11 protein-coding genes and 1 tRNA gene are annotated in these 10,740 nt (G+C 59.8%); all 12 read left to right on the forward strand.

The window, feature by feature from the left end; all coding sequences use genetic code 11:
• The first annotated feature begins 101 nt into the window (after window positions 1-101).
• The 12 genes from DMP08_RS00735 to DMP08_RS00790 all read left to right on the forward strand — a co-directional run bounded on the left by DMP08_RS00735 (window position 102) and on the right by DMP08_RS00790 (window position 10,666).
• Complete coding sequence (locus tag DMP08_RS00735; RefSeq protein WP_123191098.1) at window positions 102-329, forward strand: FeoB-associated Cys-rich membrane protein; 228 nt, start codon at window positions 102-104, stop codon at window positions 327-329.
• A gap of 338 nt (window positions 330-667) precedes the next feature.
• Window positions 668-1,048 carry a metal-dependent transcriptional regulator gene (locus DMP08_RS00740; RefSeq protein ID WP_123191099.1) on the forward strand — a complete coding sequence of 127 codons (381 nt, stop codon included), beginning with the start codon at window positions 668-670 and terminating at the stop codon, window positions 1,046-1,048.
• A 432-nt stretch (window positions 1,049-1,480) separates the two neighbouring features.
• On the forward strand, window positions 1,481-2,272 hold the full coding sequence (locus DMP08_RS00745; RefSeq protein WP_244596710.1) for an FtsB family cell division protein: 792 nt from the start codon (window positions 1,481-1,483) through the stop codon (window positions 2,270-2,272).
• Window positions 2,273-2,282: 10 nt separating this feature from the next.
• Window positions 2,283-3,257: a Ppx/GppA phosphatase family protein gene (locus DMP08_RS00750; protein WP_244596711.1), complete on the forward strand. Its 975-nt coding sequence runs from the start codon at window positions 2,283-2,285 to the stop codon at window positions 3,255-3,257.
• A gap of 93 nt (window positions 3,258-3,350) precedes the next feature.
• Window positions 3,351-3,435: transfer RNA gene (locus tag DMP08_RS00755), tRNA-Leu, on the forward strand.
• Window positions 3,436-3,681: 246 nt separating this feature from the next.
• The gene (locus tag DMP08_RS00760) at window positions 3,682-4,731 is read left to right on the forward strand and encodes a polyprenyl synthetase family protein (protein ID WP_123191101.1); all 1,050 of its coding nucleotides are present in this window, start codon (window positions 3,682-3,684) and stop codon (window positions 4,729-4,731) included.
• A 235-nt stretch (window positions 4,732-4,966) separates the two neighbouring features.
• Window positions 4,967-5,869, forward strand: a complete 903-nt coding sequence (locus DMP08_RS00765; protein ID WP_123191208.1) for a peptidoglycan-binding domain-containing protein — start codon at window positions 4,967-4,969, stop codon at window positions 5,867-5,869.
• Between the two features lie 292 nt (window positions 5,870-6,161).
• Entirely contained in the window at window positions 6,162-6,620 is a 459-nt protein-coding gene (locus tag DMP08_RS00770) for a spore coat protein SP96 (protein WP_123191209.1), read from the forward strand.
• A gap of 159 nt (window positions 6,621-6,779) precedes the next feature.
• On the forward strand, window positions 6,780-8,048 hold the full coding sequence (gene leuC / locus DMP08_RS00775; RefSeq protein ID WP_123191102.1) for a 3-isopropylmalate dehydratase large subunit: 1,269 nt from the start codon (window positions 6,780-6,782) through the stop codon (window positions 8,046-8,048).
• A gap of 15 nt (window positions 8,049-8,063) precedes the next feature.
• On the forward strand, window positions 8,064-8,558 hold the full coding sequence (locus DMP08_RS00780) for a 3-isopropylmalate dehydratase small subunit (RefSeq protein ID WP_123191103.1): 495 nt from the start codon (window positions 8,064-8,066) through the stop codon (window positions 8,556-8,558).
• A gap of 91 nt (window positions 8,559-8,649) precedes the next feature.
• Window positions 8,650-9,759 carry a 3-isopropylmalate dehydrogenase gene (leuB, locus tag DMP08_RS00785; protein ID WP_123191104.1) on the forward strand — a complete coding sequence of 370 codons (1,110 nt, stop codon included), beginning with the start codon at window positions 8,650-8,652 and terminating at the stop codon, window positions 9,757-9,759.
• A 310-nt stretch (window positions 9,760-10,069) separates the two neighbouring features.
• The gene (locus DMP08_RS00790; RefSeq protein WP_123191210.1) at window positions 10,070-10,666 is read left to right on the forward strand and encodes a recombinase family protein; all 597 of its coding nucleotides are present in this window, start codon (window positions 10,070-10,072) and stop codon (window positions 10,664-10,666) included.
• Window positions 10,667-10,740 lie beyond the last annotated feature (74 nt).

A 10,740-nucleotide genomic window follows, 5' to 3' on the forward strand; every position in this document is an offset into this window, starting at 1 on the left:
GCTGGATCGCGAACAGGAATCTTGCTGAAGGGGTTGGGCGGCGCGCCAAGACGGGGCGCCGCCCGCCCGCATTTGCAGCGTATCGGAAAGGAGAGCTGGACATGTTTGGTTTGGAATTCACCCCTGCTACGGTGATCGTGGGGCTGTTGGTCGCGGCGTTGGTGTTTCTGGCTGTGCGCCGCATGTGGCGCAACGGCATGTGCGACTGTCACAAGGGCGATGGTGCTCACGGAGGATCGTGCTCGGGAGGTTGCGGAGGCTGCGCTGGCTGCGGAGCCGTCGACCAGATGATGGCCGACATGAAGAAGGCCGCGGACTCTCATCGCTGAGCGAGCATCGAAGGGGATTGCCCCCGGCTCCGCGATATATGGAGGAATTGTATGCCAAGGCAAACTTTCCTCAAAAGTAGTTGACGTGCGGATCAAAGTTAACCTATACTAACAAATGTCAACAGGGACGCGAAAGCAAACCCGAAAGACACCTCCTCTTTTGCTGACCCGGTGGTGGAGACTCCCTCGTCTGGTCGTCCACCACACAGCAGCCGGCGAGGGATCTTCCCCCTCTTCCCTCGCCGGCACTCTCCTCGCGCTACTTCCATTCTGTTTGGGCTTCCCCTGCTCTTGCGATGTCGTGTGGTACCATAGCACGGTGATCGAAGGAGGATTCAGTGGAAAAGATGTCCATGTCGCACGAAGACTACCTTGAGGCGATCGTCATGCTGGGGGGTACGACGGAAGTGTCCGTGAGGTCGGTCGATATTGCGACGAAGCTTGGCGTTTCCAAGGCTTCGGTGAATAAAGCCGTTTCGCTGCTCAAGGAAAAGGGCCTGGCCGAGCAACCTTACTACGGGGATATCACGTTGACCGACGAGGGGTACGAATACGGCGCGTCGGTGCTCGATCGGCATCACATGCTGTTCACGTTCTTGACCAAGGCTCTTGGAGTACCGGACGAGCAAGCCGAGAAAGAGGCGTGCCTCATGGAGCATGCTATCAGCGATGATTCGTATAAAAAATGGAGTTCTTATATTAAGAAACTCGATTTGTAAGGGTGTTCGGGCCGCGTTCGCGAGGCCCTTTTTTCGCGGCTATCAAGGCGTTCAACAAATTGGAGACAGGCTGTTTCGAGCCGTTGCCTTCGGTAGCAGCTCGGGTTGCGGTGTGGTATCCTTGCAGCAGCTCTCGCATTAAACAAACCATTCAACGAAACACGATGCAAAAGGGGCGCAATCCAGGTGTCAAGGCAGGCGAATATTCTCTCGTTCGATGAGGCAAAACGCGACGTGGGCGCATACCGCTCATCGAGGGTCGTGCCATCGATGCCCCCTCGGTTCTCCGATGATCTTTCCACCTTCGAATCGCCGTTTAGGCAGACTTCTGCCCGCGGCTCTTCGTCGCGCGCTTCGGTGTCGACGGTGCGCGCCGTTGCATCTTCGCGTTTCGAACAGCCCCGCGTTTCTGCGCGCGGCGGAAGGGATGCCGTGCGCGTCGAGTCGTCTCGCCCGGCTTCGGTCGGCCGCCATGCCCGCTTGTCCGATGATCCGTTCGGCGCTTCAAGCCGTTCGGCAGCGGCGGATCGTCCGGTTTCGCGCCGCGGCGACGAAGCGGATCGAGACGATGGCGATCGCGCCGAGAACCGCGGCGGCGAACGCGTGTCCCGGATGGCCGCTTTCAAGAAGAAGCGCGCCAAGGACAAGGCGGGTCGGGCGTTCGCCAAGCAGTTCGGGGACGCGCGTCAGGGGTCGGACGGGGAAGCGTCGGGCTCTCGCGCTGCCGTGTACAAAGGCGAGATGGGCGCGAAGCATCGACAGGCTGCGCGCATGCAGAACGAGTCGAGCCCCCGTGCGTCCAAGAAGCGCGGCTTTTCGTTCGGCTCCGTTGCGGCGTTGAAGTCGTCTCCGAAGTTCATAGCCACGGCGGCGGTTGCCGCGTGCCTGGTTCTTTCGTGCGTGTTCCTGTATCCGGCCGCCCAGCAGTACTATCACGCGGTTCGTGAAAACGATCGCTTGCAGGCTGAGTATGCCGCTCTCGAAGAGCGCAACGAGGCCCTGCAAAGCGACGTGTCGTCCCTTCAGACCGATTCCGGCGTGGAGGCGCGCGCTCATGAGCAGTTCGGATGGGTGAAAGACGGCGAAGAAACGGCTACCGTGCGCGGCCTTGAAATCGAGAAAGAGGACGCCAGCACGTTTCGCGCCAACATAACCCCCGGCAGCATCGAGGCTCCCGATACCTGGTACTCGCCGTTTTTCGATGCGCTGTTCGGTGTCAAGTAGGAGGCCTTTCGTGGAAAAAGACGTTGACGGCTCGCGTGCGCTGCATGCCGGCCGATACGCGGCAATAGATATCGGAACCGTGACGTGCCGCATGTTGGTTGCGGACGTGGACGAGCAGGGACGACTGCACGAGCTGGATCGCGAATACCAGATCACGAACCTCGGCGAAGGGGTGGACGCTTCGGGCGTGCTGAAGCCTGAAGCCATGGAGCGGGTGGCGTCTGCCGTGAAAGGCTATCGCGAGGTGCTGGATTCCTTCGCCTCGCCCGATCATCCGCACGTGCGCGCGACCACTATGGCCACGTCGGCAGCGCGTGACGCGCGCAACGCCGCGGAGTTCGCAGACATGCTTGCCGCGCTGGGCGTTTCCCTGTCGGTTATTCCGGGGCAGAAGGAAGCGTCGCTCTCGTTCAAAGGGGCTTCGTGCGATTTTCCCGGCGAGCAGCTTGTGGTCGTCGACATCGGCGGGGGCTCTACCGAGATAGTGGCAGGCCCTTCGGGCGGCGATCCCGTGAAATCCCATTCGTTCAACATCGGATGTCGTCGCGTGACGGAAAAGTTCTTGGCCTCCGATCCTCCAAGCTGCGCCGAGTTGCAGGCCGCTCGTGCGTGGATTTCTTCGGGCATGTCCTCGTTTTTCGAAGAGTTGAGGGCGTCGGGTTTTCATGCGGATCGGCTGGTCGCGGTGGCGGGAACGGCTACAACGGTGGTTTCCATTCGCGAGCACATGAGCGTTTACGATACCGCTCGCGTTCACAAAGCGCTGGTTGACCGTCCTGCGCTCGACCAAGTGTACGAACAGCTTCGCAGCGTTGCGCTTGCCGATCGCGAGCAGATCGTGGGGCTGGACCCCGGACGCGCCCCCGTGATCGTGGCGGGGATGGTCATCTTGCAGAGCGTGCTTGATTCGGCGGGCATGGATTCTTTCACGGTAAGCGAGTCGGATATCTTGCACGGCATTATTCTGGATGCGGCAACGCGCTAGTTCATCCGGTCATACGGCTCAAAATTTGCTACCATATACCGCATCGAAAAAAGCCTTGTGCGTTTGGGGCTGATCGACGATGCGCGGCAACGGGGGAGCGTGGCGGAATTGGCATACGCAGCGGACTTAAAATCCGCCGGCTTCGGTCTTGTGGGTTCGAGTCCCACCGCTCCTACCATACTGTACGCGCGTGCGGCAGCCGTGTGAGGCTGTGGCCGTTCGGCTATTTCGCGTTCCTGATGCATGGCGCTGCCCCGTTCGGTGAGGCTTCATGCTTTCGGCTATGTTCCATTTCGCATAATCTTTGGCGGATATGCGGAGAAAGCGAAAAAATGAACCGCTGGGGAACCGTCGAGAAACCATATTCAATTCTTGTGATACCATGAGATTTCCGAAATTTGTCAAAGCCTACAGAGAAAGCGCTATGGACAACATCAACGAGATCATCGCCGCAGTTGAAAAGACCCCCGAGTCGTTCGAAGAGTATTTGACGGTCTATGCCGATCATGTCGGCAGCCTGGTCAATGCCTATATTCCGAAGGACTCGCACCCCGATATGGATCGCTACCTGTACGATCCTCTTATCGAGTACAGCAAAAACGGGGGGAAGCGCCATCGGCCGCTCATATGCTTCGCTGCATGTCGCGCCGTCGGGGGAGACATGTCGCGCGCCACGAGCGCCGCAGCTGCCATCGAGCATTTCCATACGGCCGCGCTTATTCACGACGACATCGCCGACGAAGCGGAGTTGCGGCGCGGCGAGCCGTGCATGCACTTGACCGAGGGCTACGGCTTGGCCATCAACGCAGGCGACCTCGCGCTTTCCCTGGTGAACGGGACCGTGATCTCCGATCCGAATCTCGACGACTCCATGAAGGTGCGCGTTATCTCCGAGCTTATCGAAATGACGCGCCGAACCATCGAGGGCCAGGCGCTTGACATTGGCTGGGCGCGCGACGGTCGCTACGACATCACGCCCGAGGATTACTTGGTCATGGCCACGCACAAGACCGCGCATTACTCGGGTGCGGTGCCCTTGGCTATCGGCGCCATCATTGGCGGCGGTACCGAGGTTGAAATCGAGGCTCTGCGCAACTACGGTTTGGACACGGGCCTTGCATTCCAGATCCAGGACGACCTTTTGAACCTTGTGGGGTCCGAGGAAAGCACGAAGAAGGACTTCCGAAACGACATCACCGAGGGCAAGCGCACGCTTGTGGTGGTTCATGCGTTGCAGAATTCCCCAAAGCGCGACCGCTTGATCGATATTCTTTCGTCGAAGGAGAAAGATCCGAAGGTGCTGGCCGAGGCCGTGGCCATCATGGAGGAGTCTGGCAGCATTGATTATGCGCGCAATTACGCCGAAAACCTGACCGGCATCGCCAAGAATCGCCTGATCGATTTAGTGCGGCCGTCGACGGCGCTCGACCTGCTGGTCGGCATGGCGGATTGGTTCGTCAATCGCCTGAAGTAAGGTAAGGAATGAGACAAAGGGACGGGGTCAATGTCTCATTTCGATGAACGAGCGATTCGAGCAGGGCGACCGAGCGGTCGCCCTGCTCGCTTTCCGCTCCGGACTCGTGGTTCGCTGGGGTTCGGGCGGGGCGCGAGGCTTTGGGCGAGGCGGACTTTCCCGTTGGATCTTTTGCTCTGTTCCTCTTGTGGAACATCATATGGATCCCGGGTTTGTTCGACGGGGGTACGCTACTATGGCAGCCATGGATACCATTAAGCGACATGACACCGGTCCGGCCGTCGAAGACGTGCAGCAGCGTTTGGCGACGATCGGCTTGCTGGCTCCTGCGGGCGTTGACGGAACGTTCGGCGAGGCGACTGCCGCCGCCGTTCGCGCGTTCTGCGGGCAGCGGAACATTCCCGTGACCGACGAGATCGACGATCGCGTGTGGGCGGCTTTGGTCGACGCCTCGTTCACGCTCGGCGATCGTACGCTGTATCTGCGCATGCCTCATTTTCACGGGCATGACGTTTTGGAGCTTCAGCGGGCGCTGGGCGCGCTCGGGTTCGCCTGCGGCGCGACCGATGGGATTTTCGGCGCGTTCACGGAGCTGGCCCTTCGCAAGTTCCAGCTGAACATGGGATTGCCTTCCGATGGAATCGCCGGGGCGTACACGTATGCTGCCATTCGCAATCTTCATCACTCCTGGGAGGGCAAGGAAGCGGTTCATGGCTCCAATCACCTGGGCTTCGCGCGTGCTGCCGACGTGCTGGAGCACAACGCGCTTTGCCTGTTCGGAACGCAGGAGTTCACGCGCAGCGTGGCTTCGCGCATGTCGAACTTGGCGTTGGCAACCAACCCTGCGTCCAAGATCATGAGCGCTGATTCGCTGCTGGTTGCCCCTGATGACAACATGCTGCTTGTTCATATTGTTTTACCTGACGAGGTTACCGAGAACGTTCCTCGCGTGAGCTTTGACGACGAAGGCACCTTGTCGCTTCGTTTGGAGACGGCCATCGGGGTTGCCGATTCGTCCGCTCCTTCGCGCATTGCCATTGAGCTGCCCGGCACCATGTGGGAGGATGCTGGAGTCGGTCGATCCGCCCAGCACTTTGCGATCGCCTTGCTCGACGCGCTGTGCACGGCGCTTTCGTAAACGCGACTGCCTTCTGGGTTTTCCTTGCTTTCGAAATGCTCTCAAAGACCTTCGGCGGAGGGTCTTTTTTGCGTGCAGAGCATGGAGCGCCCGCTTCGTCTCCTTTTTTCAAGCTACACCATCCGATGTATTTGGGTTTCGATTCGTTGACGGTGCTCTTTTGCGGTGCGCGCGCCCTCTATACTGGGGGCAGGTGGTATTGACGTGCCGCGCGTTTCGTCCATGCGAGACGTCTGAGAAAGCCGCATCGCATGGACGAAAACGAAGTACACCGATGGAAAGCAGGTTCATTATGAGCGAAGAGAACAAGAACGATCAGGTTGTTCCCGAGGCCCCGCAGGCTTCCGAGCAGCAGGCAGCTCCTCAGCCCCCGACGACAGCTCCGGTCCCTCCGCAGCAGCCCCCGATGGGCCAGTCCCAGCCCCAACCTCAGGTTCAGCCCCCTTACGTCCCGCAGCCCGTCTATCCGCCTGCACCGCTCATGCAGCTGACCGGCGGCATGAAGTTTGGCTGGCTGGTAGTGGGCGCTTTGCTGGGCATTCCGGGCATCATCATCGCCTGGTTGGTGAACGCCGACAAGGTTGCGCAGGTGAAAAACGATGCGCTCAAGTTTGCGATTATTGGTTTCGTTATCTGGATCGTGCTCGGCTTCCTGCTGAGTTTGATGATCGGCGGCATGGTTACGGCGCTCGTTGCGGGAGCGATGGGCTCCGCCGGCTATTACGGCTACGACTACCACGGATCTTGGTAGTTGGCCGGCTTTATCTGGAAATCGCTTCACATTGAAGGGCCCTTTGGGGCTCTTCTTTTTTACCGGTAAATCCCAGTGGTACAATGGGCAACGATTCCCTATCTGCTCGCGGCTCGAACGCGAGTCCAGACGAGACCGCCGCATACAAAGGAGTGAAACATGGCACGTCCCATGACCATGGCGGAGAAAATCCTTGCCGCCCATGCGGGGCTCGACGAAGTGGAGCCAGGTCAGCTGATCGAATGCGATCTCGACCTCGTGCTATCCAACGACGTCACGGCCCCTATCGCCGTCAAGGAATTCCGCAAGATCGGCGTTGAGAAGGTGTTCGATCCTACGAAGATCGCCCTAGTGCCCGATCATTACGTTCCTAACAAGGACATCAAAAGCGCCGAGCAGGCCAAGATCGTCCGTGACTTCGCGCGCGAGCAGGGCATTACCCATTACTACGAAGTGGGCTGCATGGGCGTCGAGCATGCGCTGCTGCCCGAACAGGGCGTTGTGGGCGCGGGCGATCTTATCATCGGTGCGGACAGCCATACTTGCACGTACGGCGCACTTGGCGCGTTCGCCACGGGCGTAGGCTCCACCGATGCGGGCGTGGGATACGCTACCGGCAAGGCATGGTTCAAGGTGCCCGAAAGCCTGCTGTTCAAGATCGACGGCGAACTTGCTCCCGGCGTGACCGGCAAGGACGTTATCTTGCATATCATCGGCATGATCGGCGTAGACGGCGCTTTGTATCAAGCTATGGAGTTCACTGGCAGCGCCATTTCCAACATGGGCATGGACGAGCGCATGTCCATTTCCAACATGGCTATCGAGGCGGGCGGCAAGGCGGGCCTCATCGAGGTTGACGACGTGACGCGCGCCTACATGGACGGCCGCGTTGAGCGTCCTTATACTGAATACCATTCCGACCCGGACGCGCAGTACGCGAAGGTCTACCGGATCGACGCAGCGTCCATTCAGCCGACGGTCGCGTTCCCGCATTTGCCGTCGAATACGCGCCCGGTTGCCGAAGCGCGCGACGTGCGCATCGACCAGGCTGTTATTGGAAGCTGCACGAACGGTCGCATCGTGGACATGCGCCAAGCTGCCGACGTGCTGCGCGGTCGAAAGATTCATCCCAACGTGCGCTGCATCGTGATCCCGGCTACGCAAGCGGTGTACCGTCAGTGCATGGAAGAGGGCCTGATGGACGTGTTCCTCGACGCGAACTGCGCCGTATCCACTCCTACGTGCGGTCCGTGCCTGGGCGGTTACATGGGCATTCTTGCCGCTGGCGAGCGCGCCATCGCTACCACCAACCGCAACTTCGTCGGCCGCATGGGCGACCCCACCAGCGAGGTGTACCTGTCCTCGCCGGCCGTTGCTGCGGCAAGCGCCGTGCTGGGTCATATCGGCCTGCCGGAAGACCTGGACTAGGAAAGGAAGGCTGCCATGCATTTCAAAGGAACCGCGCACCGTTACGGGCGCGATATCGATACCGACGTTATCATTCCGGCTCGCCATCTGACCACGTCTGATCCGGTTGAGCTGGCGAAGCATTGCCTGGAGGATCTGGATGCCTCGTTCGTCGAGCGCGTCAAGCCGGGCGACATCATCGTAGCCGACGAGAACTTCGGTTGCGGAAGCTCCCGCGAGCATGCGCCCATCGCCATCAAGGCGGCGGGCGTTGACGTGGTCATCGCCAAGAGCTTTGCGCGCATCTTCTACCGCAACTCCATCAACACGGGGCTGGCCATCATGGAGTGCCCCGAAGCGGTGGACGCCATTTCTCAAGGCGACGTGGTGAGCGTGGATGCCGATGCGGGCGTTGTCACGAACGAGACCACGGGCGACGTGTTCCAGGCTCAGCCGTTTCCGCCGTTCATTCGCGAGATCATCGAAGCTGGTGGCCTGATCAACCGGACTAAGTCGAAACTGGGCAAGTAAGCCGTTCCGCCGTTTTGCGAACGGCGGAACAATTCGACGCTGCCGCAAAAAGCCTCGTTGACTTTATCGGACCTGTAACGTAAGGAAACCCATGACCAAAACCTACAACATCTGCCTGCTTCCGGGCGACGGCATCGGTCCGGAGATCATCGCCGAGGGCGTCAAGGTGCTCGATGCCGTGGGCGCGAAGTACGGCACGACGTTCTCCTATACCGAGGCGCTTATCGGAGGCTGCGCTATCGATGCGTGCGGAACGGCGCTTCCCGACGAGACGCTGCGCGCAGCCGAAGCTTCCGACGCCGTGTTGCTGGCGGCTGTCGGCGGCCCGAAGTGGGATACGACCGATCCTGAGAAACCACGTCCCGAACAGGGTCTTTTAGGCATTCGCAAGGCGCTTGGCCTGTATACGAATCTGCGTCCCGTGCAGATTTTCGACGCGCTTTCTGAGGCGTCCACGCTCAAACCGGAAATCGTGGAGGGCGTGGACATGATGATCGTGCGCGAATTGACGGGCGGTTTGTATTTTGGCAAGCGCGAGCGATTCTACAACGAGGAAGGCTGCGGAGCGCAGGGCGCTCTCGGCCAGCGCGCCTACGATACGCTGGAGTACCGCGAGTACGAAGTGGAGCGCATCGCCCGCCAGGCGTTCGAAGCCGCGCGAAGGCGCCGCGGCAAAGTGACGAGCGTCGACAAGGCGAACGTGCTGGAAACGAGCCGCATGTGGCGCGAAATCGTGCATCGCATCGGCGCCGACGAGTATCCGGACGTGGAGCTTGAGGACCTGCTGGTAGACAATGCGGCCATGCAGCTGATCAGCCGCCCGGCTGATTTCGACGTAGTGGTGACCGAGAACATGTTCGGCGACATCCTGTCCGACGAGGCGGCGCAGATTACGGGTTCTTTGGGGATGCTTGCCAGTGCAAGCCTTGGCGACGGCACGGCGCTCTACGAGCCCAGCCACGGCAGTGCGCCGGATATCGCAGGTCAGGGTGTTGCGAACCCGCTTGCGCAGATCCTTTCGGTGGAGATGATGCTGCGCTACAGCTTCGGCATGCAGGAAGCAGCCGACGACATCCATCGTGGTGTGACATGCGTTCTTGACGAGGGGTGGCGCACAGGCGATATCAGGCAACTTGACACGCCTGCCAACAAGGTTGTCGGCACGGTTGCGATGGGCGATCTGGTGGTTGCTTGCATGTGATCGGCTCTTTTGCGCGGCGGCTTTGACGGCTGCAACTGCAATTGCGGCCGCAGCAAGGGCTGCGTGCGCTACCGGATTCGGGTATGCCGGAGAACAAGAGGTTGCGGGGATGAACAGGCCCTGCAACCTCTTTTGCGTTTTTTGAGGTTCGAAGAGCTCCTCCGGCGTGTTTCCCTTGGTTTCTCTACGAGCTCCCGACGAATGCGCAACAAGTGCCAATCGCTTAACTGAGAGCGGGCGTCACGCGTGGCTTTGTGCCATGGTGAAGGGGCCGGCCGTTCTCCGAACGGAAAGGAGACCAGTTGTGGTGATGTATGGGTATGCAAGAGTTTCCAGCAAGGATCAGAATTTGGATAGGCAGCTTGACGCGTTGGCGGATTTCTCCGTTCCTATCGCCAACGTGTACACCGACCGCATGAGCGGCAAGAACTTCGACCGGCCTGGTTATCAGGCTTTGACGGGCGTTCTTGCGCCGGGCGATACGCTGGTGATCAAAAGCATCGATCGCTTGGGTCGCAACTATGACGAGATCATCGAGCAATGGCGATTCTTGACCAAGCAGCTGAATGTGGACGTTGTGGTGATGGATATGCCGCTGCTCGATACGCGAACGAGCGAGCGAAACGTCACGGGCACGTTTATCGCGGACATCGTTTTGCAGATCCTTTCGTACGTGGCGCAAGTCGAACGCGAGAATATCAGGCAGCGCCAAGCGGAAGGGATAGCGTCAGCTCGAGCTCGCGGCGTGCGCTTCGGCAGGCCGCCGAAGCAGCTGCCTTGCGATTTCGGGTACGTGTACTCGATGTGGAGGGAGGGCGCGATTGGAAGCAAAGAGGCGGCGAGTCGGCTTGGAGTTGCTCGGAGCACGTTTTTCAAATGGACGCGCGAGCACGACGCCACTCGGTGAAGATATATTTAAGTTCAACGGTAGGATTTCGGGTCTGAAAAAGTAGACGTTGAGAAGGTTTCCGATGGAACTCG

Origin of the sequence: Paraeggerthella hongkongensis (genome assembly GCF_003726035.1) — a bacterium.
GTDB lineage: Bacteria > Actinomycetota > Coriobacteriia > Coriobacteriales > Eggerthellaceae > Paraeggerthella > Paraeggerthella hongkongensis.

Bases quoted from the DNA above. Each gene is read 5' to 3' on its own strand.
- leuC (WP_123191102.1), top strand. From the start codon at position 6,780: ATGGCACGTCCCATGACCATGGCGGAGAAAATCCTTGCCGCCCATGCG.
- DMP08_RS00780 (WP_123191103.1), top strand. From the start codon at position 8,064: ATGCATTTCAAAGGAACCGCGCACCGTTACGGGCGCGATATCGATACC.
- DMP08_RS00760 (WP_123191101.1), top strand. From the start codon at position 3,682: ATGGACAACATCAACGAGATCATCGCCGCAGTTGAAAAGACCCCCGAG.
- DMP08_RS00765 (WP_123191208.1), top strand. From the start codon at position 4,967: ATGGCAGCCATGGATACCATTAAGCGACATGACACCGGTCCGGCCGTC.
- DMP08_RS00770 (WP_123191209.1), top strand. From the start codon at position 6,162: ATGAGCGAAGAGAACAAGAACGATCAGGTTGTTCCCGAGGCCCCGCAG.
- leuB (WP_123191104.1), top strand. From the start codon at position 8,650: ATGACCAAAACCTACAACATCTGCCTGCTTCCGGGCGACGGCATCGGT.
- DMP08_RS00735 (WP_123191098.1), top strand. From the start codon at position 102: ATGTTTGGTTTGGAATTCACCCCTGCTACGGTGATCGTGGGGCTGTTG.
- DMP08_RS00790 (WP_123191210.1), top strand. From the start codon at position 10,070: ATGTATGGGTATGCAAGAGTTTCCAGCAAGGATCAGAATTTGGATAGG.